The organism is Pseudomonas sp. W5-36 (assembly GCF_046540455.1).
Classification (GTDB): domain Bacteria; phylum Pseudomonadota; class Gammaproteobacteria; order Pseudomonadales; family Pseudomonadaceae; genus Aquipseudomonas; species Aquipseudomonas graminis_B.
In genome coordinates, this window is sequence record NZ_JAXCIQ010000001.1 from 542523 (window position 1) to 569366 (window position 26844).

Annotated in this window: 23 protein-coding genes; 6 read left to right on the forward strand and 17 right to left on the reverse strand. The window is 60.6% G+C overall.

Translation table 11 applies throughout. The features are described 5' to 3' along the window. Nucleotides 1-69: 69 nt before the first annotated feature. Nucleotides 70-1860 carry a bifunctional diguanylate cyclase/phosphodiesterase gene (locus SLW74_RS02600; RefSeq protein ID WP_410928060.1) on the reverse strand — a complete coding sequence of 597 codons (1791 nt, stop codon included), beginning with the start codon at nucleotides 1858-1860 and terminating at the stop codon, nucleotides 70-72. 119 nt (nucleotides 1861-1979) lie between these two features. Next, nucleotides 1980-4061: a carboxy terminal-processing peptidase gene (locus tag SLW74_RS02605; protein WP_410928061.1), complete on the reverse strand. Its 2082-nt coding sequence runs from the start codon at nucleotides 4059-4061 to the stop codon at nucleotides 1980-1982. Between the two features lie 144 nt (nucleotides 4062-4205). Between SLW74_RS02605 and SLW74_RS02610 the strand changes: the two genes are divergently transcribed. Next, the gene (locus SLW74_RS02610; protein WP_369319728.1) at nucleotides 4206-5168 is read left to right on the forward strand and encodes an NAD(P)H-quinone oxidoreductase; all 963 of its coding nucleotides are present in this window, start codon (nucleotides 4206-4208) and stop codon (nucleotides 5166-5168) included. Between the two features lie 145 nt (nucleotides 5169-5313). Here the strand turns inward: SLW74_RS02610 and SLW74_RS02615 are convergent, their stop codons facing one another. The 6 genes from SLW74_RS02615 to SLW74_RS02640 all read right to left on the reverse strand — a co-directional run bounded on the left by SLW74_RS02615 (nucleotide 5314) and on the right by SLW74_RS02640 (nucleotide 10791). Then, on the reverse strand, nucleotides 5314-5967 hold the full coding sequence (locus SLW74_RS02615) for an HAD family hydrolase (protein WP_410928062.1): 654 nt from the start codon (nucleotides 5965-5967) through the stop codon (nucleotides 5314-5316). A gap of 188 nt (nucleotides 5968-6155) precedes the next feature. Next, a complete protein-coding gene (locus SLW74_RS02620; protein WP_410928063.1) occupies nucleotides 6156-7145 on the reverse strand; it encodes an ABC transporter ATP-binding protein in 990 nt (329 codons plus the stop codon). A 1-nt stretch (nucleotide 7146) separates the two neighbouring features. Next, on the reverse strand, nucleotides 7147-7944 hold the full coding sequence (locus SLW74_RS02625) for an ABC transporter permease (protein WP_410928064.1): 798 nt from the start codon (nucleotides 7942-7944) through the stop codon (nucleotides 7147-7149). Then, nucleotides 7931-8773, reverse strand: a complete 843-nt coding sequence (locus tag SLW74_RS02630; protein ID WP_065986853.1) for an ABC transporter permease — start codon at nucleotides 8771-8773, stop codon at nucleotides 7931-7933. The genes SLW74_RS02625 and SLW74_RS02630 overlap by 14 nt, the downstream gene beginning before the upstream one ends. Then, complete coding sequence (locus SLW74_RS02635) at nucleotides 8770-9576, reverse strand: alkaline phosphatase family protein (RefSeq protein ID WP_065986854.1); 807 nt, start codon at nucleotides 9574-9576, stop codon at nucleotides 8770-8772. The genes SLW74_RS02630 and SLW74_RS02635 overlap by 4 nt, the downstream gene beginning before the upstream one ends. Nucleotides 9577-9723: 147 nt before the next feature. Then, nucleotides 9724-10791, reverse strand: a complete 1068-nt coding sequence (locus tag SLW74_RS02640; protein ID WP_410928065.1) for an ABC transporter substrate-binding protein — start codon at nucleotides 10789-10791, stop codon at nucleotides 9724-9726. A 360-nt stretch (nucleotides 10792-11151) separates the two neighbouring features. On the opposite strand from SLW74_RS02640, the gene SLW74_RS02645 reads away from it, so the two are divergent. Then, a complete protein-coding gene (locus SLW74_RS02645) occupies nucleotides 11152-11871 on the forward strand; it encodes a UTRA domain-containing protein (RefSeq protein ID WP_410928066.1) in 720 nt (239 codons plus the stop codon). 285 nt (nucleotides 11872-12156) lie between these two features. Beyond that, on the forward strand, nucleotides 12157-12837 hold the full coding sequence (locus SLW74_RS02650) for a hypothetical protein (protein WP_410928067.1): 681 nt from the start codon (nucleotides 12157-12159) through the stop codon (nucleotides 12835-12837). Between the two features lie 122 nt (nucleotides 12838-12959). Here SLW74_RS02650 and SLW74_RS02655 read toward each other — a convergent pair whose 3' ends face one another. The 6 genes from SLW74_RS02655 to minC all read right to left on the reverse strand — a co-directional run bounded on the left by SLW74_RS02655 (nucleotide 12960) and on the right by minC (nucleotide 20337). Further along, the gene (locus tag SLW74_RS02655) at nucleotides 12960-15149 is read right to left on the reverse strand and encodes a mechanosensitive ion channel domain-containing protein (RefSeq protein ID WP_410928068.1); all 2190 of its coding nucleotides are present in this window, start codon (nucleotides 15147-15149) and stop codon (nucleotides 12960-12962) included. A gap of 202 nt (nucleotides 15150-15351) precedes the next feature. Next, complete coding sequence (locus SLW74_RS02660) at nucleotides 15352-16641, reverse strand: M18 family aminopeptidase (protein ID WP_192132015.1); 1290 nt, start codon at nucleotides 16639-16641, stop codon at nucleotides 15352-15354. An 895-nt stretch (nucleotides 16642-17536) separates the two neighbouring features. Continuing rightward, complete coding sequence (locus tag SLW74_RS02665; RefSeq protein WP_192135484.1) at nucleotides 17537-18172, reverse strand: RluA family pseudouridine synthase; 636 nt, start codon at nucleotides 18170-18172, stop codon at nucleotides 17537-17539. Nucleotides 18173-18323: 151 nt separating this feature from the next. Then, nucleotides 18324-18578: a cell division topological specificity factor MinE gene (minE, locus tag SLW74_RS02670; RefSeq protein ID WP_037013831.1), complete on the reverse strand. Its 255-nt coding sequence runs from the start codon at nucleotides 18576-18578 to the stop codon at nucleotides 18324-18326. Further along, nucleotides 18578-19390 (reverse strand): septum site-determining protein MinD, encoded by an 813-nt coding sequence (gene minD / locus SLW74_RS02675; RefSeq protein ID WP_037013830.1) that lies wholly within the window; start codon nucleotides 19388-19390, stop codon nucleotides 18578-18580. The genes minE and minD overlap by 1 nt, the downstream gene beginning before the upstream one ends. A gap of 200 nt (nucleotides 19391-19590) precedes the next feature. Then, a complete protein-coding gene (gene minC, locus SLW74_RS02680) occupies nucleotides 19591-20337 on the reverse strand; it encodes a septum site-determining protein MinC (RefSeq protein ID WP_074890214.1) in 747 nt (248 codons plus the stop codon). Between the two features lie 142 nt (nucleotides 20338-20479). On the opposite strand from minC, the gene SLW74_RS02685 reads away from it, so the two are divergent. Then, nucleotides 20480-21412, forward strand: coding sequence for a lipid A biosynthesis lauroyl acyltransferase (locus tag SLW74_RS02685; protein WP_410928069.1), 933 nt, complete (start codon nucleotides 20480-20482; stop codon nucleotides 21410-21412). A gap of 19 nt (nucleotides 21413-21431) precedes the next feature. After that, a complete protein-coding gene (locus tag SLW74_RS02690; RefSeq protein ID WP_296307788.1) occupies nucleotides 21432-22664 on the forward strand; it encodes a patatin-like phospholipase family protein in 1233 nt (410 codons plus the stop codon). Between the two features lie 30 nt (nucleotides 22665-22694). Here SLW74_RS02690 and SLW74_RS02695 read toward each other — a convergent pair whose 3' ends face one another. The 3 genes from SLW74_RS02695 to SLW74_RS02705 all read right to left on the reverse strand — a co-directional run bounded on the left by SLW74_RS02695 (nucleotide 22695) and on the right by SLW74_RS02705 (nucleotide 26023). Continuing rightward, on the reverse strand, nucleotides 22695-23549 hold the full coding sequence (locus SLW74_RS02695) for a pirin family protein (RefSeq protein ID WP_296307786.1): 855 nt from the start codon (nucleotides 23547-23549) through the stop codon (nucleotides 22695-22697). 379 nt (nucleotides 23550-23928) lie between these two features. Continuing rightward, the gene (locus SLW74_RS02700; protein WP_065986871.1) at nucleotides 23929-24732 is read right to left on the reverse strand and encodes a VacJ family lipoprotein; all 804 of its coding nucleotides are present in this window, start codon (nucleotides 24730-24732) and stop codon (nucleotides 23929-23931) included. After that, nucleotides 24725-26023, reverse strand: coding sequence for a serine/threonine protein kinase (locus SLW74_RS02705; RefSeq protein WP_065986875.1), 1299 nt, complete (start codon nucleotides 26021-26023; stop codon nucleotides 24725-24727). The genes SLW74_RS02700 and SLW74_RS02705 overlap by 8 nt, the downstream gene beginning before the upstream one ends. A 221-nt stretch (nucleotides 26024-26244) precedes the next feature. On the opposite strand from SLW74_RS02705, the gene SLW74_RS02710 reads away from it, so the two are divergent. After that, nucleotides 26245-26610 carry a hypothetical protein gene (locus SLW74_RS02710; protein ID WP_410928070.1) on the forward strand — a complete coding sequence of 122 codons (366 nt, stop codon included), beginning with the start codon at nucleotides 26245-26247 and terminating at the stop codon, nucleotides 26608-26610. The last annotated feature ends 234 nt before the right edge of the window (nucleotides 26611-26844 follow it).

Here is a 26844-nt window from a genome sequence, read left to right on the forward strand (position 1 = left end):
TCCCACATGGCTAGTGTTGTACTCGGGATTTCGAGATTGACCCCAACCCCATTTCTGAAAAACGGCGGCTCACCCCAACACCGCCTGATTCAGGGTCGCCATTGCCTCCGCCTCCAGCGTATTGATCACATGCACACTTGCACCGGTCACCTCCTTGGCGTGGTGCTTGGCCTGGGAAGCCAGTTCGGCAAGCTGGCTGGCGTCGAGGGTCGTGCAGACCTCCGGGTGCAGGTGCACGACGCCAATGGACAGCGACAGCAGCGGGAATTCCTGGCGTTGGCCCTGGCGGTTAAGCGCGACGAAGCAGCCGGCCTCCAGATGCTCGGCGCGGTAGAAGCGTCGGCACTGGTTCTGGAAATCTTCCAATAACATGTTCAGGCGTTTGCGCCAGTCGTCCGAGCCCAGCACCATCAGGAAATCGTCGCCGCCGATGTGGCCGACAAAGTCGCGGCTCGGGTCAATCCGGTCGTTCAGGCACTGCGCCAGACACAGCAGAACCTCGTCGCCGCGCCCATAGCCGTAAATGTCGTTGAAGGGCTTGAAGCTGTCGATGTCCACGTAGCAGATCATCGACTCGCGACCCTGCTGCAACAACCGGGTCAGGCATTGCTGGATCGGGACGTTGCCCGGCAGCAGGGTCAGCGGGTTGGCGTAGCGCGCCTGCTGGATCTTCACTTCGGTAATCAGCTTCAGTACATCGATCACCCGGCCCAGCCCGAGGTAGAGACCGTTCTGCATGATGATGAAATCTTCTTCGATGCGTTGCCGCGCGCGACTGGTGATCAGCCGGCTGACCTGCTGCAGCGACTGGCTCAGCTCGACGGCCAGAAAGTCGTCGCTCATCAGACGACTAATGGGCTTGCGCGCATACAGTTCGGTGGCGAAGGGCTGCAGCAGCACGTCCGACAGCGAGTGGCGATGGACGATGCCGATCGGCTGATGCTGCTCATCCAGCACCGCCAGGGAGTTGAGATTGGCCTGCTTGCGAAACGCCTCCAGCACCGTTGCGGTGGGCGTGGTCTGCACCACCGCCGGCAGCTCGTTGAGGAGGGCGCTGAGGTCGCTGGTTTCCTCCGTCAGGGTCGCAGCGGCCGGGTCGATTTTCGGCAGCAGCGCGCGAGCGTCACGGGGCGGAAACTCCTGCGGACGGCACAGCAAATAGCCCTGAACCAGTTCGACGCCCATGTCGATCAAGACCGCCAGCTCTTCCTGCAACTCGATGCCTTCAGCGATCACCAGCGCCCGCGACGCCTTGGCCATCTGCAGCATGGAGCCGACGAACTCGCGCTTGACCGCGTCCTGATGGATGCCGTCGATGAAGTGCCGGTCGATCTTCACGTAATCCGGGCGAAGCTCGGACCACAGCCGCAAGCTCGAATACCCTGCGCCCAAATCATCCAGGGCGATGGAGAAGCCCATATCGCGGTAGTGATACAGCGCGTTGTAGAGCAGGCCAAAGTCATCGGTCGGGGTTTGCTCGGTCAGTTCGATGACCACGCGACTCGGCGGTATGCCGTAGCGCTGCAACAGCTGCAAGGTGCGCCCCGGCGGGTGCGAGGCTTCCAGCAGGGACTCCGGCGAGATGTTGAGAAACAGCTTGCCGTCCAGCTTCTGTTGGCTGAAACGACGGCAAGCCGACTCGCGGCAGGCCAGTTCCAGTTCGCTCAGGCGCCCGGCCTGGCGGGCCACGGCGAACAGGCTGATGGGGGAATGCAGCGCGCTGTTGGAAGGACCGCGAGTCAGGGCTTCGTAGCCGAGAATGCGCCGATCCGATAGCGACACAATCGGTTGGAACAGGCTGTGCAAGTCGCCGTGAGTCAGAATCGAACTCAAAGCGCCCAGCTGCTCAGTCACGGTCATGGCAATCTCGGGGCAAGAAAAAGGGGCTGGACGCCTGTGGCGTCGAGCCCCGCTATTTCACGACAGCTTCATGACTGTTTGATGACGAATTGCCATCATTTGTCACGTTTCATGGCGTTTTACTTTTTCGCCACCGAACCGCTCAAGCCCAGATAATCGAGCAAGATGCGCCCGGTTTCAGCCAGGTAGGCGTCATCCTCGGGTTTGGTCTTGTCGTCGTCCGAAGGCAGCGCGTCTTCGTCTTCCTTCTTCAGCTCTTTGAGCGGCTCTTCGCCTTTGGCCTTGCGACGCACGTTCTCCATCGCCAGCTGCTTGCTCTCGATGTCGGCGTGTTGCTTGCGGCGCTCGGCTTCGTTGAGGCTGACGGTCTTTTCGCTCATCAGCTTCTTCGCCAGCGCCAGTTTCTCTTCGATGAAGACAAACTCGGCGTCCTTGGCCGAACGCACGTCATGACGCGATTGCAGCTGGGCGAGGAACGGTTTGAAAGGATCCACCGCAGGCTTGATCGCCGGCTTGATGGTGTCGTAAGTCATCGCTTCAGGCAGTGCGCTTTCGCCAATTTCCTTGGTGTCGATGATCGACGGGTAGGCGATGTCCGGCAGTACGCCCTGGTGCTGGGTGCTCTGACCGGAAACACGGTAGAACTTGGCCAGCGTCAGTTTCAGCTCGCCATGGTTCAGCGGCTGAATGGTCTGCACGGTGCCTTTACCGAAGGTCTGGCCGCCGATGATCAGCGCGCGGTGATAATCCTGCATGGCGCCGGCGAAAATCTCCGAAGCCGAGGCCGAGAGGCGGTTGACCAACAACGCCATCGGGCCTTTGTAGAACGCACCGCTGTTCTCGTCTTCCAGCACATCGACCTTGCCGTCGGCATTACGCACCAGAACGGTCGGGCCTTTGTCGATGAACAGACTGGTCAGCTCGGTGGCTTCCTGCAACGAACCGCCACCGTTGTTACGCAGGTCGATGACCACGCCGTCGACTTTCTCGGACTGCAATTCGGTCAGCAGTTTCTTGACGTCGCGGGTCGTGCTCTTGTACTCGGGATCGCCGGCGCGGTAGGCCTTGAAGTCCAGGTAGAAAGCGGGGATGTCGATGACGCCCAGCTTGTAATCCTTGCCGTCCTGGTTCAGGTGCAGGATCGACTTCTTCGCCGCTTGTTCTTCAAGCTTCACCGCTTCGCGGGTGATCGAGACGATTTTGGTGGTCTGGTCGCTTGGCGCATTGCTGGCCGGGACGATTTCCAGGCGCACGACCGAACCCTTCGGACCGCGGATCAGTTTGACCACTTCATCCAGGCGCCAGCCGATCACGTCGACCATCTCTTTGTCGCCCTGGGCAACGCCGATGATCTTGTCGGCGGTCGCCACTTGCTTGGTCTTGGCGGCAGGGCCGGCCGGCACCAGGCGCACGATCTTGACGTTGTCGTTGTCGCTCTGCAGGACAGCGCCGATCCCTTCCAGGGACAGGCTCATGTTGATGTCGAAGTTTTCCGCACTGTCAGGTGACAGGTAGTTGGTGTGCGGATCGTAGGACATCGCGAAGGTATTCAGGTAAGCCTGGAACACGTCCTCGCTGCGGGTCTGGCCCAGGCGCGCGAGTTGGTTCTTGTAACGCTTGGTCAGGGTTTCCTGAATCTTCGCCGGGTCTTTGCCGGCGATCTTCAAGCGCAGAACTTCGTCCTTGACGCGCTTGCGCCAAAGGTCGTCGAGTTCGGCTTCGTTCTTGGCCCATGGCGCGTCCTTGCGATCAACCAGCAAGGTTTCCTGGGTATTCAGGTCGATCTTGTCGACGCCCTTGCTCAGCTGCGCAAGCGCGAAATCCAGACGCGACTTGATGCGGTCCAGATAACGCTTATAGATAGTAAAGCCTGGGGCCAGGTCGCCGCTCTTGAGGAAGTCGTCGAACTGGAAACGCCACTTGTCGAACTCGGCGATGTCACTGGCGAGGAAGTAGCTGCGCGCAGGATCGAGGAGTTTCAGGTAGCTCTGATAGATGATTTCCGAACGCTTGTCGTCCAGCGGCGGCTTGCTGTAATGGTGGCGCTTGAGCAGCTCCACGACATTCAGACTGGCGATGACTTCATCGCGATCAGGTTGAAGATTATCCCAGCTGTTGGCGGCAAACGAACTGGCCGACATTGGCAGGACAGTCAGGCCAATGAGTAATGCAAGGGTGGTGCTGGGTAAAAAATGCTTCATGCTGATTCGACGCGGGGACAATTGATAACGCATATTAGGCCGTCTTTGGAGGTCGCCGGTTCGGTCAGAACACGGTCGCATAATGCAAAAAGCCCAGTGGCCGTGAGGCACATGGGCTCAGTCAAGACTCACTATGGAGGCACCGTGAAAGCATTGCAAGGCGTGGAAGGTCGTGTGGAATGGGTTGATGAGCCATCGCCGACGCTGGATGTAGGACAAGTCCGCATCCAGGTGGCAGCCGCCGGACTTAATCGTGCCGATTTGCTGCAACGCTCGGGGCATTACCCGCCACCGCCGGGTGTGACGGAAATCCTCGGCATGGAATGTTCAGGTGTGATTGCCGAGGTTGGCCCGGGCTGCGCCTGGGAAGTCGGCGACCGCGTGTGTGCGCTGGTTGCGGGCGGGGCGATGGCCGAAGAAGTCGTGGTCGACGCGCGGCATGTGCTACCGGTGCCCGAGGGGATTTCGCTGCACGAAGCAGCGGCGATTCCTGAAGTGTACGCCACGGCCTGGCTGAATCTGTTCCAGCTGGCCGGCCTCCAGCCCGGCGAAAAAGTGTTGCTGCACGCCGGAGCAAGTGGAGTTGGTTCAGCTGCCATTCAGCTGTGCAAGGCCTTCGGCAACCCGGTCTGGGTCACCGTGGGCTCGGCGGAGCGGCTGGCGTATTGCGAAGCGCTTGGCGCCCAGGGCGGTGTGCTGCGCAATGAGAACCTCGACGCGCTGAACGACTTTGCGCCGTTCAACGTCATCCTTGACCCGGTGGGCGCCAACTACGCGGCGCTGAACCTCAAGGTGCTTGGCGTTGACGGTCGTCTGGTGCTGATCGGGCTGATGGGCGGAAGCAAGTCCGAGCTGGACTTCGCGAAGGTGCTGGGCAAGCGCATTCATATCCTCGGCTCGACCCTGCGCAGTCGCGACGATCAGTTCAAGGCCGACCTGCTCAGCGACCTGGGCCAACACGTCATGCCGCTGTTCACCGAAGGCCGCCTGAAGCCACAACTGGCGCGCAGCTTTCCGATCAGTGAAGCGGAAGCGGCTTACGCGGAGCTGGCGACCAATCAGGTGTCGGGCAAGGTCGTGCTGGTGATCAACGAAAGCCTGGTGTGATGACCTGTTGATGTGCTGGGCTTAACCTGTGGGAGCCTGTTCGCGAAGACTGCATGACAGCCGCTGAAAATTTAGCGGATGCACCCGCCTTTTCGCGAGCAAGCTCACTCCTACACGCGGTGTTCCCTTGAGCGCAGTGGCTGGATCACTTCCAGTTATGAATCGGCCATCCGTTCTCTTGCGCTTTTTCGCGCAGCACTGAGTCAGGGTTCACCGCGTGCGGAAAATCCACTTTCTGCAGCAGCGGCAGGTCATTGCGTGAGTCCGAATAGAAACTCGCCCCCTCAAGGTTCTCGCCTTCCTGATCCAGCCACGCCATCAAACGGGTGATCTTGCCTTCGCGGTAGGTGAGCACGCCGGTGGTCTTGCCTGTGTAGACGCCGTGGGCGACGTCCAGATCAATGGCCAGCACTTCATCAACGCCGATGCGCTCGGCAATGGGCTTGACCAGATGCACCCCCGACGCCGAGATGATCAGGATGCGGTCGCCGGCGGCGCGGTGTTCGGCGATGGCCTTGGTCGCGTCGCTGAAAATGATCGGCTCGATGTAATCCTCAACCCACGGCCCCACCAGAAAATCCACTTCCTCCGGCGTGCGCCCGACCATCGGGTCCAGGCTGAACGCCATGTAGTCTTCCATGGCCAGCTCGCCCTTGCCGTAGGCTTCCATCAATTCGTGGTCCTTCTTCATGAACCACTCGGGATCGACCCAGCCCAAACGCCCCATCTGCTCGCTCCACAGGCTTGAACAGTCACCGTGGATCAGGGTTTCGTCCAGATCGAAAATTGCTAAAGGCATTAAAAGTGTCCTCTTAAATCATTCACACGCAGATCAACTGTAGGAGCGTGGCTTGTCCCGCGATCTGCCGGGAACCGGCAGCAACCCAGGCCAATGCGGTGTGTCATTCTGACCTTCGTCGCAGGTTTCACGACGGGTTCCCCGCCGATCGCGGGACAAGCCACGCTCCTACAGGGTTGGCGTCTAATTCATGCGACTTCACACAACGCCGACGCTTCAATGTGCAGGGTGACGCGCTGGCCGTTCGGGTGCAAGTCGCTGGCCGAGCGGTTGAGCACGTCGACCACCAGTTCCACGCCCCGGGCTTCGACGCGATAGCGGATCACGTTGCCCAACAGGCTGTGGCTGCGCACTTCGCCTTCCAGCGAACCGGTCAGGCTCAATTGAATCGCTTCCGGGCGAATCGCCACGCGACTGTTGATCGGGCGCTGCATCAGGCGGCTGGCGGCGTCGGCTTCCAGCAGGTTGTAGTTGCCGATGAAGCCGGCGGCGAACGCATCGACCGGCGAGGTGTACAGGGTTTCGGCGTCGCCGCTCTGCACGATCCGGCCCTGATTCATCAGGAAGATCCGGTCGGACATGGTCAGCGCTTCTTCCTGATCGTGGGTCACGAAAATCGTCGTCAGGCCCAGCTCCTGCTGAATCGCACGGATCTGCTCGCGCAGGTGTTTGCGGAGGCGCGCATCGAGGGCCGACAGCGGCTCATCGAGCAGCAGCAGGCGAGGGCGGGTCACCAGCGATCGCGCCAATGCCACGCGCTGACACTGCCCGCCCGAGAGCTGATGCGGGTAGCGCGTGGCGAACTCGTTCAGCTCCACCAGCTTCAGCACCTCGGCCACCCGCTGCTTCATTTCGTCGGTACTGACTTTCTGCATGCGCAGGCCGAACGCGACGTTCTGCTCCACGTTCATGTTGGGAAACAGCGCATAGCTCTGGAACACCATGCCGATGCCGCGCTTCTGCGGCGACACCGGCACCAGGTCCTTGCCGTCAAGGAAGATGCTGCCGCTGGTCACAGGCGTCAGCCCCGCGATGCAGCGCAGCAAGGTGGACTTGCCACACCCGGACGGGCCGAGCAGGGTGACGAATTCGCCCTTGCGGATGTCGCAATTGATGTCGCTGAAGACCGCCGTGCTGCCGTAATTCTTCTGCAGGTTTTCGACACTGACGAAGCTCATATCAGTCTTTGTCCTTGTTCAGTCGGTTGGCCGCCCACGTCAGCAGCAGTACGAAAAAGAAGTAGGAAATCACCAGCGCGCTGTTGAAGTGACCGCTGCTGTTGCGCATGTTGTTCAGGTACACCTGCAGGGTCTCGTAGCGGGTGCCGACCAGCAGATTGGCGAACACGAACTCGCCGAACAGGAACGAGAACGACAGCAGCAGGGCAATCATCAGGCCCTTGCGCAGGTTCGGCAGCACCACCAGAAACGCGGCTTGAAAGGTATTGGCGCCGAGCAACTGGGCGGCGTCCATCAGGTCCACCAGATTGATCGCTTGCAGATTGTTGGTGATGGCCCGGTACATGAACGGCAGCGCCACGGTGAAGTAGCAGCCGATCAGAATCCACGGCGTGCCGACCATCGCCAGTGGTCCCGAACCGTAGAGTTGCAACAGGCCCACCGAGGACACCACCGGCGGCACCGCGAAGGGCAGCAGGATGAGGATGTTCATCAGCGCGTCGAGCTTGGGAAAGTGGTAATGCACAACGAACAGCAGCGGTAGAATCAGCACCACCGACAGCGCCAGCGCGCCGACGCACACCAGCAGCGACTGGCCAAACGCGCGCAGAAACCGCGGATCGCTCCACAGCGCTACGTACCATTTATAGGTCAGGCCGTTGGGCAAAATCGTCGCCGACCAACTGGTGGCGATCGAATACACAAAGGTGCCCAGCAGCGGCGCGAGCAGGATCAGAAACAGCAGGTACACCACGACGCGGTGGTAGAGCCCCGGCGGGCGGCGTTCAGCGCGAGACATGGTAGCTCCTCTTCAACAGCCACTGATGCACGACGGTCACCAGCGTCATCATCCCCACCAGAATCATCGCCAGAGCGCTGGCCATGTTCGGGTCCAGCGTGATGTCGCCCGCCACCATGGCCGCGATGCGGATCGGCAAGACGTTGAAGTTGCCAGTGGTCAGCGCATACACCGTGGCGTAGGCGCCCAGTGCGTTGGCCAGCAGGATCACGAAGGTGCCGAGCAGCGCTGGGGTCAGCACCGGAATGCCGATGTGCCGCCAGAAATCCCAGCCGCTGGCGCCCAGCAGTGACGCCGACTCGCGCCAGTCTTCGCGCAGCGCGTCGAAAGCGGGGTAGAGCAGCAGCACGCCCAGGGGGATCTGGAAGTAGGTGTAAAGGATGATCAGGCCGGTTTTCGAGTACAGGTTGAAGTCATCGATGATCCCGGCCTGTTTCAGAATCAGCGTCAGCGCGCCGTTGAAACCGAGCAGGATGATGAAGGCAAACGCCAGCGGCACGCCGGAAAAGTTACTGGTCATGTTGGCAAACGCGCTGACGAAATCCCTCAGCCGCGACGGCACTTTGCGCAGGGAATAGCTGCCGAGGATCGCGATGATGATGCCGATCAGGCTCGACCAGAAGCTGATCTCGAGGCTGTACTGCATGGCCTGGCGGTAGAAACGCGAGTTGAACGCCTTGATGAAGTTGTCGATGCCCCAGCCGGCGTCTGATTGCAGGCTGTTGATCGCCACCCAGGCCAGCGGCGCGATCTGAAACGCGATGAAGAAAACCGCAAACGGCACAAGGCACAACAGCCCCAGCCATTTGCCGCGGCTTAGTGAATTCACTTGAGCACCTCTCTGCACACGGGTTTGTCGTGGGGTACGCCGAGCAGCGCGCAGACGGTGCCGCAGATCTCGCTCTGTTTCGGTCGCGCCTCGGGGTCGAGGCTGAAGGCGTCACCGAGCACGAACAACGGGACTTCGCGCTCTTCCGGCAGCACGCCGTTGTGCGAGCGGTCGTTGTTCATGCCGTGGTCGGCGGTGACCAGTACTTGATAGCCCGCATCCAGCCAGCGCTGCAGATACTCGGCGAGGATGATGTCGGCCGAGCGTGCGCTGTTGCGGTACTGCGGGGTGTCGAGGCCATGCTTGTGGCCGGCGTCATCGATGTTCATCGGGTGGACGAACAAGAAGTGCGGCGCGTGGGCTGTTCGAAGATGCTCGGCGTCGTCGAACAGGTGGGAATCGGGGTAGTGATCGACGTAGTAGAAGTGCCCGTGCTGAATCGGCAATTCGGCATCGTCGGTGTGGCGGTCGCGTGCGGCAATGAACGGACTGCGGTTGTACAGCTCGCTGACCCAGTGGTACGCGGCAGCGGCAGTGGTCAGCCCGGCGTCGGTGGCGTAGTGAAACACGCTGCGCTGGCTGGAAAGCCGGGAAACCTGGTTGTGCACGATGCCACTGTCGATGGGCGCCACCCCGGTCAGGATGCATTCATACAGCGGGCGGGACAGCGACGGCAGTTCGCATTCGAGTTTGTACAACGCCGCGCGGCCTGCGTTTCGGTAGGCCAGCAAATGCCCCATCGCATGTTGCGCCACGCTGTAACTCAGGCCGTCCAGCAGGATGAGGATGACGTTGTGTTTCATGGCATCTCCGGAGGGTGGATCGCCAAACATCACTGTAGGAGTGAGCTTGCTCGCGATCGCGGTATGCCTGCGACAGACAGGTCGAGTGACACACCGACATCGCGAGCAAGCTCACTCCTACAAGGGGGCTGCGTTAGCCGTTGAGGATTACTGCATCTCGACGATGACTTGCTCGTTCCACTGCTGTGGCAGGGCTTTCGAGGTTTTTTCCCATGCCGCAGCGTCTTTGATTGGTGTCACGTTCTTGTACTGCTCGTTGGGCAGCAGCTTGGCTTGCACGTCTGCTGGCAGCGTCAGGTGCTCGGCGCGGATCGGGCGTGCGTTGCCTTTGGCCAGGTTGATCTGCCCGGCGTCGCTGAAGATGTATTCACGGGCCAGCTTGGCGGCGTTCGGGTGCTTGGCGTACTTGTTGATGATCGTGGTGTAGCCCGAGATCACCGAGCCGTCGGACGGGATCAGTACCACGTAGTCGTCAGGATTGGTCATCTTGGCCTTGTAGCTCAGGCCGTTGAAGTCCCAGACCACGCCCACTTCCACTTCGCCCTTTTCCATCGACTGGATCGTTGGGTTGTTGATGCCCAAGCGCTTTTGTTTGGCCAGTTCGGTGAACAGTTGCAGGCCCGGCGCGAGGTTGGTCTCATCGCCTTTCATGGAAATCGCAGCGGCCAGTACGCCGTTGGCAGCCTGGGCCGCAGTGCTGACATCACCGATGGTGACCTTGTACTTGCCGTTTTTCAGATCAGCCCATTTGGTCGGTACGTCGGAGCCGTGCAACAGTTTTTTGTTGACGATGAACGCGATGGTGCCGGTGTAGGCCAGCGCCCAGTGGCCTTCCTTATCCTTGGCCCAGTCAGGCACTTGCGCCCAGGTGCTCGGCTTGTAGGGCTGAGTGACGCCCTTGGCGACAGCGATCGGGCCGAAGGCGGCACCCACGTCGCCGATGTCAGCGCTGGCGTTGTCTTTTTCCGCATCGAACTTGGCCACTTCCTGAGCCGAACTCATGTCGGTGTCCATGTGCACCAGACCGTATTTGGCGGTCAGGTCGGTCCAGGTGCCTTTCCAGTTCGCCCAGTCATCGGGCATGCCCACGCTGTTGACCGCGCCTTCGGCCTTGGCCGCGGCTTCGAGGGTTTTGAGGTCGGTGTCGGCGGCCATGGCCGACGTGCTCAGCGCGATGGCCGAACCCAGGAGTGATGCCAGCAAAAGGTGTTTCATTCGAAGCTCCTTTGTGCACTTCTCGACGGACTCATAGAAGTGTTCGTTGCGGATGATTGGTCTAGGTCAGCAATACCTGAGCCAAGTTAGGCCAGTAACATGACGCTTTCGTGTCTGGACCGACTCTTGCTGGAGCAAGCCACAACCCGGGCAATCGCTGTGAAATGAGCGTAGACCATGCTCAAGCGCCTGATCTGAAAGGTCCTGACGATTTCCTGAAGTCCGGCGTTGCCGCCGTTCCTGGCTGGAATGTCACGCAACGGTCATCTACGCTGCCTAGGCTCTGGAGCACCGAAACGGGCCAGGCAGCGAGCGACGCTGCCCTTAAATAGCGCTGGTCTAGTCCAGATAGGTAACGCAATGCGCGAAGAAATGCCCCGAGCGGTGACGACCATCTGCAATGCGCTGCAAGAGCAGATTGAACACGGTCTGTTGCCGCCGGGCAGCAAGTTGCCGGCCGAGCGCAAGCTGAGCGAGGTCTTCGATACCACACGCATCACCTTGCGCGAGGCGCTGGTGCAATTGGAGGCCAGGGGCTTGATCTACCGTGAGGAGCGGCGCGGCTGGTTCATTTCACCTCCGCGACTGGCCTATGACCTGATGCGGCGCAGTCACTTTCACGCAATGGTTCAGGCCCAGGGCCGAGTGCCTGCGACCCAGGTGATTTCCGCGCGGCTGCAACCGGCCTCCGCCGTGATTTGCGGTTTGCTGCAATTGCCGGCGCTGTCGAGTGTGATCCAGATCTGCCGCGCCCGTCGTATTGACGAGCGACTGGTGCTGTACGTAGAGCATTACCTCAACCCTGAGTACTTCCCGCAGATCCTCGAGCTCGACCTGAACCAGTCGCTGACCGAGCTCTACGCCAGCCATTACGACATTCGCTATGGCCAAGTGCGTTTCGAAATGGTGCCCACCGCGCTGCCCATGGAAGCGGCGGGAGCGCTGAAAGTCTCCATCGGCAGCCCGGGCCTGCGCATCGCCCGGGTCAATCACGACCAGCGCGGCCGGCTGATCGATTGCGATCTGGAATATTGGCGCCACGACGCGATTCACGTGAGCGCAGTGGTGGCGGATATTTGAATTCCTTTGGTGAAGTTGTGTTGTGAGCTTCGTACTCCACATCAGGCGCTCTGCTTGGCCCTTAATTTATGCTTATAAGATCAATTTGAAATTAACATTATTTCGAATTTGAATAGCTTTATTCTTTATGTTTATGATTTTTAAAGTGAATCATGTCGCATGATCGGATCTCTGGCTGCGTTTGCTCCTTCGCGGGTTCTTGAGCTGCCGTTGCCAAATGCATGTATTGCGTCACACTGATAGCGTTATCCATCATTCAGCTAACGCCATGGAAAGGAATTCATTATGGAGCGGCAGGTCCAGTTAAAAGAAGCCAGCGGGGCTGACAGCAACGCCGATGCCCAGGTGGAGTTGTTTGACAACGGTGTTTCGCTGGGATTTGTCCCAGTGAACGGCCGCGTGTGGGAAAAGAATGTTTCAGGGCTGGAGGAGGGGGCTCACAGCTTTAATGCAAAGACAGCAGACGGTACGACTGTTTCCGACCTGTGGGCCTTACAGGTTGAGCGTGCGCTAGCGGGCGTTGAGAATTTCGACTCGCTTCCAGATACCATGATTTCAGTTGGTCAAAGCATCGAAACGCCGATGATGACGATTACGTTTTTAGAAGGTGTGGGTAATGTAGGCATCTTGCCTGCGGGCACCAATTATCCCGGAAAGATAGAAAAGCAGACGCTGAACTTCCATGCAAAATTTACTGGCGGAAATCCAAAGCCACCGGGTCAGACCGTCAGTGTGAAGTTGAGAGGGAGTTGCTCTAAAGTGAGTTTTTGGTGCCGCGCTACGAACGAGAGGGATCATCAGGTATCTTTTTATAATCATGAGGGTTCGCCATTGGGGATAGTGGTATTACCCCCCGAGAGCCCCTATGTGACTGAAAGTACATTCTCTGCCGTGGGTATTAGAGAGATGGTATTTAAAACGGCTCGCGGAGATTGGTTTTTAGTCGATACGTTTACGTTTGAGTAGTTGCCCCGGCATGTGGGAGTTCTGAATCGTGTTTTGGGTCATCAGCGAGATAGCCCCGAGGCCGATTTCCGACAGAGGCTCCACCAAGCGTCACTCTCAGCGATGGTCGACAGGCTGACACATCAGCCTGCCGGGTCACCCTTCTTCCCACGCAGCTCACTTACGCTGCCACCATTGGTGTTGACCTGCACGCTCAATCTAGGGGTCGCGAGATCCATCCCCGCTTCATCCAGATAACGCTTGAGCGACAGGTTGAACGCCCGCGACACTTCCCACTGCTTGATCGGCGCGGTCTTGAAGCGCGCGCGCAGAATGGCGTTGCCCGCGTCGAAACTCTCCACCCCCTGAATCTCCAGCGGCGACCAGATGTTGCGTCGTTGCAGTGGGTCGGTGCGCATCTTCTGGCCGACGTCGCGGATCATCTTCAGGGCGTCATCGATGTTCATGCTCGACGGGATGGCGATGCGGAAGATCGCGTAACCGAACTCCCGCGAGTAGTTCTGAATGCTCTTGATCTCACTGAACGGGATGGTGTGGACGATGCCGTCGATGTCGCGCAGGCGCACCGTGCGAATGGTCAGGCCTTCCACGGTCCCCAGGTGGCCGCCGACGTCCACGTAATCGTCGATGGCCAGGGAGTCTTCGATGATGATGAACAGCCCGGTGATCAAATCCGCCACCAGCGACTGCGCGCCGAAACCGATGGCCAGACCGATCACACCGGCACCGGCCAGCAGCGGTGTCACGTTCATGCCCATGTTCGCCAGCGCGACGATCAACGCGATGATGAAGATGGTCACGAACAGCACGTTGCGGATCAGCGGCATCATGGTCTGCGCGCGGGTATTGGCCAGGCCCTTGCGCGAGCGGGTGAGGGCGTGATGAATCGCCGTGTCTGCGAGAATCCAGATCAGCCAGGCAAACATCAGCGTGGCCGCCAGGCCGATCAGCCGCAGACTGATGTCGCGGCCGTCGCCTTCGGCGAAGCCAATCAACGACAAACCCCAGACTCGCAGGCCCAGTTCGATGAACACCAGCCAGATCAGCATGTGCGCAACGGTATAAAAGAAGTTCTTCAGGCGGTCCGAATACAGGGCGTGACGCTTGTGAGCGTGGCTTGGCTTGAGTGAATGACGCCGCACCAGGCCGTTAATGACCATGCACATCACCAGCAGCACGGTACAGATCAGGGCCTGACGTAATGCGGTACTGGTGTCGCCAGCCGAAAAGAACGTGGCGAACAGGGAAACGCCCACCAGTACCAGCGCCGGCAGGTACCAGAACGTACCGAGGACCTCGATGCTGTCGCTCAGGGCGCGGCGTTTCAGGCGACGCTCCAGGGCCTGGTTGCGGATCAGGTGTGCGATCGGGCGCCGGAAACGAATGATGAACAGGCCGGTGGACAGCGCGGCCATGACATTGGCCAGGGTTGCGGCGGTGTGCGCCAGGTGCACGCCAAGGCTGGCGACCAGGCGCGGATCGCTCAACGCCTCGCCGAACGCGGCAAAGCTGCCGATCCACCACAGCGGCCGAAACGCCTGATGCCGCAGGATGTACAGCGCCCGATGCCGGTGCGGCCCGTCCAGCAGTGAAAACGCGATAACACACACCGCCGAGAATAGCGTGCCAACGACCAACGCGTAAGCGAGCACCATCGCCAGATCGCGGCCGAGCGACGGCGGCAGCGAGTAACTCAGGTAGATCGTGATGACCAGCGCCACCAGCCAAGGGCCCAGCTTGCGTAGCGCGAAGCGCAGCATGTCCGACAGGCGCGGGTGCTGCGGAAGCTCGGCGGAAAGGCCGAAGCGCAAGCGCACCTTGTGGCCCAGCCAGATCAACGCCGCCGCCAGCAGGCCCCAGATCGCCAGCACCACGGCAAAGCCCCAGATGATCGGCCACCACTGGTTGGCCGGCAGCATCAGCGCCATCAGCTCGTCTTCAGCCATCCCCGCCTCATCCGCCCAGCGGCTGAGCGGGCTGTCGGTGCCGGTGAACTGTTTTTCCAGCTCCGCAAGCGAGCTGCCGATGAGGCCCAGTACGCCTTGCTCCACGGTTGGCTGCGCTTTTTTGGTGGCGTCCCTTAGCTTTTTCAGGTCTTGCAGCAACTTGCTGCGCTGCTGATCGTTTTCCAGCGACGTGATGACCTCGTCCAGGGACTGCCCCAGCGGTTCCTGGGCCTGAGGCTGCGTCTTGTCGCCGCCACTGAGCAGACTTGGCAGGCCAGCGGCGTGGGTCAACGCAAACGGGAACAGCGCCAGCAGGCAGAGCAAAAACAGGCGGGGCAGAACGGAAAGGCGGGTGGGAGCGATCACCTGGAAACAGACCTCGAATAGACAGGCGCTTGGGATGGCGTGGTTTGGGAGCCATGCCGGGTCAAGCAGAGGCGGATGAGTTTACGAGGGGATGGGGGGTGTGGCGAGGGGGAATTGTGAAGTCCCGGATAGCGCGAGGTGCAGGCCGTTTCCATGACCTGTGAAGGAAATGGATCGGCCCGCGCTCAAGGGTGGTTTGAGGTCAAGGCAACTCGGCACTCGCATAGAACGCCGACAACACCTTCACCAGATGCGCCAGGTCCTGGCTGCCGGCCAGTTCGCGGATCGAGTGCATGGCGAAGGTCGGCAGACCGATGTCGACGGTGCGAACGCCCAGGTGGCCGGCAGTGATCGGGCCGATGGTCGAGCCGCAGGCCATGTCGCTGCGCACGACGAAGCTTTGTACCGGCACTTCTTCGGCCATGCACAGGTGACGGAAGAAACCGGCGGTTTCGCTGTTGGTGGCGTAGCGCTGGTTGCTGTTTACCTTGATCACCGGGCCGGCGTTGAGTTTCGGGCCATGGTTGGCGTCGTGCTTTTCGGAATAGTTGGGGTGAACGCCGTGGGCATTGTCGGCGGAGATCAGCAGGGATTTCTGAATCGTACGCACGTAGTCGTCGCCTTCCGGCAGCAGGCGTTGCAGCACTTGCTCTAGCATCGGGCCATCGGCGCCACAGGCGGACGTCGAGCCGACTTCTTCGTGGTCGGTGCAGATCAGCACGCAGGTCTCGTCACCATCAGCATTGAGCAACGCTTGCAGCCCGGCGAAGCAGGACAGCAGGTTGTCGAGCCGGGCGCCGGCGATGAAGTCGCCGTTGAGGCCGATGACGGCGGCGCTTTGGGTGTCGTAGAAGCTGAGTTCGTAGTCGAGAACGACGTCGGCATTCAGGCCGTGCTCGCGGGCCAGTTGATCGGTCAGCAGGGCGCGGAAGTCAGGGCGTTCGTCACCGGCGACTTGGGCCAGGATCGGCGGCAGTTCGGTCTGCGGGTTGATCGCCCAGCCTTCGTTGGCGGTGCGATTGAGGTGGATCGCGAGGTTGGGGATGATCGCGATGGGCAGCTTGAAGTCGATCAGCTGGCTTTCGACTTTGCCGTCGCGGCGGAAGGTGACGCGGCCGGCGAGGGAGAGGTCGCGGTCAAACCATGGCGCAAGCAAGGCGCCGCCGTAGACTTCGACGCCCAGTTGCCAGAAGCCCTGACGTTGCAGTTCGGGTTGCGGCTTGACGCGCAGGCACGGGCTGTCGGTGTGGGCACCCACGAGGCGAATGCCGCCGGTGAGGGGTGACAGGCGGCCGAGTTTGAAGGCGACGATGGAGGAGTCGTTGCGGGTGACGTAGTAGCGGCCGCCCGCTTCGGTGTACCAGGGCTCGCGTTCGTCGAGCCGCTGGTAGCCGGCGCCTTCGAGGCGTTGGACCAGGCTGGCGGTGGCATGGAAGGGGGTGGGGGAGGCCTTCAGGAAATCGATAAGGCCCTGATTCAACTCTTCGCGCATAGGTTACTCCAGGCAGCAATGGGCGGGAGTTTACAGGCCAAAAGGTGTTTTGATCGAGATCAAGATCAAGATCCTTGAGATCAAGAGCGCCTGCCTGGGGGCAGACTGTTTCGCCTTCGGCGAGTTACTTGATAAAGCCCCAAGTAACCAAGGGCTTGTGCTTCTGGTTGGGCTCCTCCTTCGTCGGAGTACCCTCACTCCGGTCTCGCTCCGTGGGCCCGCGCCGAACGGACATCCATGTCCTGACGGCGCTCTCGCCGCATCCCTGCGGCTCGGCCCACTCCGCGAAACCTGCGTTCAGCCTGCACCCAAGTCGCGATTTGTGGTGTCTGGGCTTTTTGCGTATGAAGATCAAAAGCAGATCAGAAGCGAAGCAGATCAAAGGCTTCCCGGCTGAAGCCGGTCCTACAGTTAGCGCCGGTCCCACGGGGTGTACGGGGTCTGCTTTTGGTGGGACCGGCTTTAGCCGGGAAGGGGGCGGTCTGGGCGCTGACAGTTCGACCGAACTCCCTCCCTGTGAGAGCGAGCTTGCTCGCGAATGCTGTTGCTGTTGCTGTTGCCGCTCTTGATCTTCCTACACAAAAAGTCCAGACACCGCAAAACGCGACTTTGGTGCAGGCCGAGCGCAGGCGGTGCGGAGTGGGTCGAGCCGCATGGATGCGGCGAGAGCGCCGTCAGGACATGGATGTCCGTTCGGCGCGGGCCCACGGAGCATCGTCGGAGTGAGGGAACCCGACGAAGTCGGGCCAAACCGAGAGCAAGCACCCTTGGTTACTTGGGGTGCTTTTCCAAGTAACTCGCCGAAGGCGAAACGCTCTGCCGTTAGGCAGGGCCACCGTATTCCGCCCCAACTCGAATCCAGCGACCTACATCAAACCGAGTGGCAACAAACCAATCAAAACGGCGCCGGACACTCAAACCTTATCCGCTCGCCCGTCCCCGGATGGGTAAATGCCAGCATGCTCGCATGCAGACACAACCGCGGATAGGCCGCCAGGGCCTCCGGATGGGCATACAAACCATCGCCCAGCAACGGATGCCCGATTGACAACATATGCACCCGCAACTGATGCGAACGCCCCGTGATCGGCGTCAACTCAACCCGACAATGGGTGTCATACCGCTCCAGCACCTTCCAGAACGTCAGCGCATGCTTGCCGAACTCATGATCCACCACATGACGCGGCTTGGTCGGCGGATCGTAGCGCAACGGCAAATCGATACTGCCACTGTCCAGGTCGGGCTGACCCCAGGCCAGTGCCGTGTAGGCCTTCTCCGTCTCGCGGTCATGAAACTGCCGCGACAACTCACGGTGGGTGTCCGCGTCACGGGCCAGCAAAATGATCCCGGACGTTTCCCAGTCCAGCCGATGGACGATGCGCGCCTCGGGGTAGCCGTTTTCCTGCAGGCGGGTAATCAGACAGTCCTTGTTATCGTCAGCGCGACCAGGGACCGAGAGCAGCAGGGTGGGTTTGTTCACCACCAGGACAGCGTCGTCCTGATGGAGGATATGAACGTTGGACAGCGGCATTGAACGCCTCATCACTCAAACAGGCGCAGCACGATCGAAACAGCCATCGCGGCGCAGAAAACAGGTCTTCAGGAACGCCAACGGCGGCGCGCTTGCCTGATTCCGCCAAGGGATTCAGGCAACCGGGCCGCCGTGGCGACTGCCTTCTCGATCAACGATCAGGCAGGGTGATATTCAGTTCCAGAATCGAGCAGCTGCCGTCGTTTTCAAGGGCGACATGCACGTCATCGTTGCCGATATTGACGTACTTGCGGATCACCTCGACCAGCTCCTTCTGCAAGGCAGGCAGGTAATCCGGGGTGCTGCGTTGGCCGCGTTCATGCGCCACGATGATCTGTAGACGCTCTTTCGCTACCGACGCGGTGCTGGGCTTTTTGTTGGCACGAAAGAAGTCAAAAATGCTCATCAGTTACCCCCGAACAGGCGTTCGAAAAATCCTTTTTTCTGTACGTCCAGGAAGCGGTGCTCACGGTCCTTGCCCAACAGACGGTCAACGGCATCGCTGTACGCCTGGCCAGCGTCGCTCTGATCATCAAGGATGACCGGCACGCCCTGGTTGGACGCCTTGAGTACGGCCTGGGACTCCGGAATCACGCCCAGCAGGGTCACCGCGAGGATCTCCTTGACGTCTTCCACGCCCAGCATCTCGCCCTTGCTCACGCGTTCGGGGTTGTAACGGGTCAGGAGCAAGTGCTCCTTGATCGGGTCTTCGCCACGCTCGGCGCGACGGGACTTGCTGGCCAGCAGGCCCAGCATGCGGTCCGAGTCACGAACCGAAGACACTTCCGGGTTGGTCACAACGATGGCTTCGTCGGCGAAATACATCGCCAGGTGAGCGCCCGTTTCGATACCGGCGGGGGAGTCGCAGACGACGTACTCGAAGGTTTCCTTGAGTTCCATCAGGACTTTTTCCACGCCTTCCTTGGTCAGCGCGTCTTTGTCACGGGTCTGGCTGGCAGCGAGGACGTAAAGACCTTCGATCTTCTTGTCCTTGATCAGCGCTTGCTGCAGGTTGGCTTCGCCGTTGACTACGTTGACGAAGTCGTAAACGACGCGACGTTCGCAACCCATGATCAGGTCGAGGTTACGCAGGCCGACGTCGAAGTCGACGATAACTGTTTTGTGGCCGCGCAGTGCGAGACCGGTACCGATGGCGGCGCTGGTGGTGGTCTTGCCCACACCACCCTTGCCGGATGTAACCACGAGAATCTTGGCCAAGGTGTATCACCCCTAGAGGAAAAGGACGTTGAGTCCCTGAAGAGCCCCTCGTGACGGCGCAACTAAAGCGGGCGAGGGCGGTGATCGGAATCCGTAACGGAATCCCTGCTCGGGAAAACAAAAAAATAACCCGAACGTTCCGGTGCCTTCGCGTCGTTTTCGCGACGAATCAGAGTGGCTTAAAAATGGCGCAGTATCCGTTAAAGACGGGTGATGTTCAACACGTCGCCAGACAGACTGATCTGCACACCGGCGCCCCACAGCGGATCCCGGCGCAGGTCTTCGGACACCTTGTACTGACCGGCGATGGAGATCAGTTCGGCGACCATTTGCTGGCAGAAAATCCGAGCCTTGGTATCGCCTTTGATCCCCGCCAGCGCGCGGCCGCGCATCGGGCCGTACACGTGAATGTTGCCGTCGGCGAGCAGTTCGGCGCCGGGGCTGACCGAGGAAATCACCACCAGATCCGAGCCCTGGGCGTAGATCTGCTGACCGCCGCGCACAGGCGCCGTGATGATCTTGGTCGGCTTGATCAGCGGCTCGGGCGGTTTTTCGATGATTTCCGGCTTCTTTTTGACTTCGCCTTCCGTCGGATCGAGCGGTCGCTCCCGCGCGCCCGAAGGCGGCAATACCGGCAGGTCGATGGAAATGGCGGCGGCGATGTCTTCGATGCGATTAGCGCGAATGGCCAGGGTGCGCAACCCGTGCTGGCGGCAGATGCGCATCATTGCCGGCAGATCGATCGCGCCTTCATCCGGCGGCAACTTGTCGAGGGCCAGCACCAGCGGTGTATTGCTGAAGAAGTTCGGCGCCTGGGCGACTTTTGCCGCCAGTTGACGATCCAGCGCTTCGAGGTTGTTGCGGGCCAGTTCCAGCACAGTGATGGCCAGCATGCTGCCCTTCAGCTGGAACACGGGGTCCTTGTCTTGCAATTCGATTTGGCTCATGTCGGCATACAGCGGCTTGTCGCTAAAAGTGCCGAGACTTATAACGATAACGCCCGCCAGCCGCAAGGGAGGCGCAACCGACGGGGGCACGATCTGCGCGAACCGATGTAGAATGCCCGCCTTTGTCTTGACGGAAGCTGTAATGGATCGCCCGCGTTTTCGAGCTCACTTTCTTCATCCCCGCTTCTGGCTGCTGTGGCTGGGGCTGGGCGTGCTCTGGCTGATCGTGCAGTTGCCGTTTCGCGTGTTGCTGGTGATTGGCCGTGCGCTGGGCTGGGTCATGTATTACCAGGCGACCGATCGACGGGTGATTGCCGCGCGCAACCTCGAGCTGTGTTTTCCCCAGTATTCAAAGGCCGAGCGCAAACGCCTGCTCAAGGAGAACTTCGCCTCTACCGGCATCGCCTTTTTCGAGATGGCCATGAGCTGGTGGTGGAGCAAGCCCCGTCTTGCGCGGCTGGCCCACATCGAAGGCCTTCATCATTTAAAGCAGGCGCAGCTGGACGGCCATGGCGTCATCCTCATGGCGCTGCACTTCACAACGCTGGAAATCGGCGCGGCTTTGCTCGGCCAGCAGCACACCATCGACGGCATGTACCGCGAGCACAAGAATGCGCTGTTCGATTATGTGCAGCGACGCGGCCGCGAGCGGCATAACCAGGACTCCATCGCTGTCGAGCGCGAAGACGTGCGCGGCATGATCAAGCAACTGCGCAAGGGCCGCGCGATCTGGTATGCGCCTGATCAGGACTACGGCGCCAAGCAGAGCATCTTCGTGCCGCTGTTCGGTATTCAGGCGGCCACCGTGCCGGCCACCAGCAAATTCGCCAAGCTCGGGCACGCGCTGGTCGTGCCGTTCACTCAGGAGCGTCTGGCCGACGGCAGTGGTTACAAACTGGTGATCTATCCGCCGCTGAGCGATTTTCCGGGGGAGAGCGACGAGGCGGACTGCATTCGCATCAATCAATGGGTCGAGCGTGCGGTCACCGAATGCCCCGAGCAGTACCTGTGGGCGCACCGGCGCTTCAAGAGTCGGCCGCCGGGTGAGCCGAAGCTGTACAAGAAGCGTGGCTGAAACCGAGAACTCAATCCCCATGACGACAAGCGCCATAGAACAACAAGCGGTGCGCGACGACTCAGCGATATCTCCCGGCGTCGAGCCCATCACCGGGCTGATCCTGTCCGGCGGTGGCGCCCGCGCGGCGTATCAGGTGGGCGTGCTCGCCGGCATTGCCGACCTGCTGCCGGTCGGCGCCAAAAACCCCTTTCCGGTCATTGTCGGCACCTCCGCCGGGGCGATCAACGCGGTGAAGCTGGCCAGCGGCGCGGCGCAGTTTCGTACCGCGGTCCACGAGCTGACCGACTTCTGGCAGGGCTTTCGCAGCCACCAAGTGTTGCGCAGTGACTGGCCCGGGGTCGTTCGGCAGGCCGCGCGGTTCTTCGGTCGCAGCCTGTTGGGGATCGGTCGCCAACAGGTGCCGGTGGCGCTGCTCAACAGTTCGCCGCTGAAGGATCTGCTGACCGCGCGGCTCAACCTCGACGGCATTCAGGAAGCCATTGAAGCGAAGCATCTGCGCGCGGTGGCAATCACCGCGTTTGGTTACGAGTCGGGGCAGGCGGTCACGTTTTATCAGGGCAAGGGCACGATCGAATCCTGGCTGCGGCACCGCCGCATCGGCCTGCCGACGCGCTTGACCATCGACCATCTGCTGGCCAGTTCAGCGATTCCCTTGCTGTTCGCGCCGGTGAAACTGGGGCAGGAATATTTTGGTGACGGCGCGGTGCGGCAGTCGGCGCCGATCAGTCCGGCGCTGCACCTGGGCGCCAACCGTGTGCTGGTGGTGGGCGTCAGCGGCAACCCCCGAGGTCCGGGCGCGAACCCGCCTGTGCCGCGCGCGGTCCGTGGCACGCAGCCGAGCCTCGCGCAGATCGGCGGGCACATGCTCAACAGCACGTTCATCGACAGCCTGGAGAGTGACATTGAATTGCTGGAACGGCTGAATCTGGTCAGCCGAATGCTGCCCGGGCCCGACGAGCCCAGGCCGCAGTCGTCGGAATCCACGCCCATTCAGTCCCTGGCGCCCGTGGAGGTGCTGGTGATTTCGCCCAGCCAGCCCATCGACGAAATCGCCGCCCGCCATCGCCGCGAACTGCCCCCGGCGCTGCGCACGTTTCTGCGCGGCCCGGGCGCGACCAAGACCAGCGGGGCGGGGGTGCTGAGTTATCTGCTGTTCGAGTCGGGTTATTGCAGCGAGCTCATCGAGCTGGGCCGCCGCGATGCGATGGCCCAGAAGGAAGAGTTGAAGCGGTTCTTGCGGCTGGACTGACTGCGTTGCTGAATGCCGGAGGGACGGCGATCACGCCGTCAGTTTGTCATCCCGAAAATCCCGCAGGGCCTGTTCGATTTCTTCACGGCTGTTCATCACGAACGGGCCGTATTGCACGATCGGTTCGTTCAGCGGCTTGCCAGCGATCAGCAGCACGCGGGCGCCCGCCTGGGTATTCAGCTGAATTTCACCCCTTTCCGACAACCGCGCGAGACGGCTCGTGCCCAGTTTCTGCGGCTGTCCTGCAATCTCGACTTCACCTTCGTACACGTACAGCAGCACGCGATGGCCCTCGGCGACGCGCGGGTTGATGTGGCTGCCGGCGGGCATGTGGAAATCGAAATACTGCGGCTCGGTGTCCGGACGCTGCACGGCGCCTGCCTGGGACATCTGACCGTCGTCAAATTGACCTGCGATGACCACAACGTCGACGCCGTTCTGCGTGGTGATGCGCGGAATCCGCTCAGGCTGAATGTCGTCGTAGCCGGCGTCGCCCATCTTCGCTTTGGCGGGCAGGTTGAGCCACAGCTGGAAGCCGCGCATGGCGCCTTTTTCCTGCTCGGGCATTTCGCTGTGAATGACCCCGCGCGCCGCGGTCATCCATTGCACGCCGCCGCCTTGCAGCAGGCCGACGTTGCCCATGTGATCTTCATGGCGCATGCGGCCTTCGAGCATGTAGGTCACGGTTTCAAACCCGCGATGGGGATGCGGCGGAAAGCCGGCAATGTATTCATCAGGGTTCTCGGAGCCGAACTCGTCGAGCATCAGGAACGGGTCGAAGGATTCAACGCCTGGCCCGCCGAACACTCGGGTCAGCTTGACGCCAGCGCCGTCCGACGTCGGTTGGCCGGCCTGGATCGACAGCACGTTACGAAATTGAGGCATGGGGCTCACTCCGGCAGAAGGGGAATGGCGCCTATGGTAGGCCTGTTGGGGCGATGGATGGGTGAGGTTTTTGCGGGGGAATGATCGGGTTTGGCGATGGGTCTGGGGCTTGTTCCGGATACTGTCGGGGAGCCCCTTCATCCGGGCGCCGTAAGGTCGAGCAGCAAACACTGTCCATGTGGGAGCGAGCTTGCTCACGAAGAGGCCCGAACATCCGACATATCGCCACCGGCCGGACCGCGCACTGGTAGGACTGGCTTTAGCCGGGAAGACGCCGGCATTAACACCACGAATGTGATGGCGTGCCGACGGGCCTCTTCCCGGCTGAAACCGGTCTACAGGTTTTGCTGCCAGCAGTGCCGGCAGCGTTCAGGCCGCGTTACTCGGAAACCTGCAGCTTGCGGGCTTCGGTGTACACGTAACGCACTTTCTCGTACTCGAACGGCGAGTCCATCTGACCGTAGCGGAAGCTGGTGGTGTAACGACGGTCGATGGCGCGCAGCAGGTACAGCTCAGGGTGGTCTTCGCTGACCTGGGCGACGTTGAGGAAGTTGATCTGCGATTCAGCGGTGAAGTCGAAGACCAGACCGCCAGTGTCACGCAGGTTCGATGGGCCGAGGATCGGCAGCACCAGGTACGGACCGGCCGGAACGCCATAGAAACCCAGGGTCTGACCGAAGTCTTCGCTCTGTTTCTTCAGGCCCATCATGGTCGCCGGGTCCCACAGCCCGGCGATGCCCAGGGTGGTGTTGACGATCAGGCGGCCGGTGGTCTCCATCGAGCGCTTGCCCTTGAACTGCAGCAGGCTGTTCAGCAGGTTCGGCACATCGCCCAGGTTGCTGAAGAAGTTGCTGACGCCGGTGCGCACGAAGCTCGGCGTGACGTATTTGTAGCCGTTGACCACCGGCAGGAACACCCACTCATCGAAGCGATAGTTGAAGTGGTAAACCCGGCGGTTCCAGGACTCGAGCGGATCGTAGACATTCAGTGCGTTGAGCGACGAGCGCTCGAACTCCTGAGCGTCCAGACCCGGGTTGAATTTCAGCGACTTCAACGGCTCGGTGAACCCATCCGGGTTGTCGATCCGCTGGACCGGGGCTGCCTGGGAAACGATCGGCGCGTCGGCCGCGTGGACGGCGCCAGCGCAGAGGAGGGCGGCGATAAGCAATAGACGTTTAGCCACGGAAAAACTCCAGCATGGCGTCGCTGTTGACGCGATAGTTCATGTTGCCGCAGTGACCGCCGTAAGGGTAAACGGTCAGGCGATCGCCAAATGTCTTGCGCAGGAAACCGAGGTCGCCCGGGCCGAGGATCACGTCGTCGGCGTTGTGCATCACCGCAATCTTCTTGCTGCTGGCGAGGTAATCCTTCAGCGCGTACAGGCTGACCTGATCAACCAGTTGCAGCAGGCTGCCGCCGTCGGTGCGGGCACGCCACATCGGGATGACCTGCTCGGTCACGTAGCAATCGAAATCGCATTGCAGCGCGCGCTTGAGGAACGGCGTCAGGCTGGTGCCTTCGCTGATCGGGGTCTTGGGCGGGGTAATCAGGCCGCGACGGTTGATCAGGTCGGAAGTGAACGCGATATCGGCGGCGGAGAAGCGGAACGAGGTGCCGATCAGCATCGCCATCTGTTCATTGGACAGGTGCTGCTTGGACTGCTGGAAGTCATACAGCAGGGCATCGTTCAGGTCGATGTAGCCTTTTTCGCGGAAGTAGCGGGTCAGCTTCTGCAGCACCAGTTCATAGAAGGTGGTGCTGTTGGTGATGCCTTTAACGTCGGTCTGAACCATTTTGTCGAGGTTGGTGATCGACGTGTAGAGGTTCACCGGCGGGTTGATCAGCAGCACTTTCTTGAAGTTGAAGCTGCGGCGGGTTTCGTCGAGTTTGCTGACGAAGGCCGCATCCAGCGCGCCGAGGCTGTAACCGGTCAGGTAATACTCGGTGACCTGCAGTTTGGACTGCTGGGCGCGAACGGCCTGCATGACGCGGTACAAGTCTTCGGCGTCCTCCTTGGTCACGCCAGGGGTGGCGAAACGCGAAGCGGCGCTCATGAAGTCATAACTGGTCGGCGACGAAAGCTGTACGACGTTGTAACCCGCGCCGTAGTAAAGCTTCTTCAGGTATTCGTTCAGGGTGCTGTTATAAGGCGCGCCGGTGCCGGCGATCAGGAAGATCAGCGGCGCAGGGTGGTCTTGTTTGGCGAGGCGATAACGCAATTTCTTCACGGCCCAGAAGTTGTCCGGCAGTGTGAACTCACGCTCCGGGCGCATTGTGAGGCTGTAATCGTCCTGATCGATGTCGGCGTCTTCAGGCACCTTGGCACGCAAATCCGGTGGGGTCGTGGCGATGGTCGCTTCGAACGGATTGGTCAAGGGGAAGCCATAGCTGGACGGATCGATATCGACCGCCATCACGGACGCACTCAAAAACAGGCCGCCTGATAAGGCGGCGAGGCGCAGAAAACGAAGCATGACTGAATCCCTTGGGAATGATGTGCTGTTGAAATACGCAGGCTATGACACGGGTGTAGTGCCAAAGTGCCGTGACGGCAAGCGACTCTCGCATGACCCTCCGCGACGATACAGGTTATGGCACTTCTGGCCTGTCTGCTCGTGCTTTTTATCGCCCGTATGGTTTTGCCCGGGCGGCTGCGGCTATGCTGCGCGCCGTTGGTTATTTTCTGGAGTGTGTCGTGTCCCGTCGTCTGCCGTTGGTGGTGCTGTTTTTTATCCTGTTGCTGTGGCTGGCCGTCAGTTATGGCTTGCGCTACGGCCTGATGGAAGACGTGCAATGGGTAGGAATTTGCGCTGACGAGGCGTCGAAATGGCAGTGCCAGTTGCGCTCGAACCTGGGCCTGTGGATTCACTACGGCGTGTTCGGCTGGGGCGCGCTGATCACTTCGCTGATCGCGTTCTTTGTGCCCCGTCAGGTTGGCCGGGCGCTCGCGGTCGTTGGCTTGCTGCTGGGAATACTGGCGCTGGTGCTGTACACGGCCAGTCTGGCGGTGTTCGCGGTGGTGATTGCCGGGTTGCGGCTGGTGCGGGCTCGGCAGGCGTGACTTCAAAAACCGAGCGCTGAACCCCAAAGCCCAGACAGCATAAAGGGGAGCCGAGGCTCCCCTTTAAATCGTTGCACGTGCGCTTTCTTATTGTTGTAGGGCGGTCTGTTGTTGTTATTGGCAACCGGTCCCTTTACAGCGTCTTCGGTGATCCCCATACGGGATACAAGAGCAAACGTATTTTTTTGAGCGCTGACCTGCTTTGATTCCTCTTCTGCGAGAGGTGATCCAACC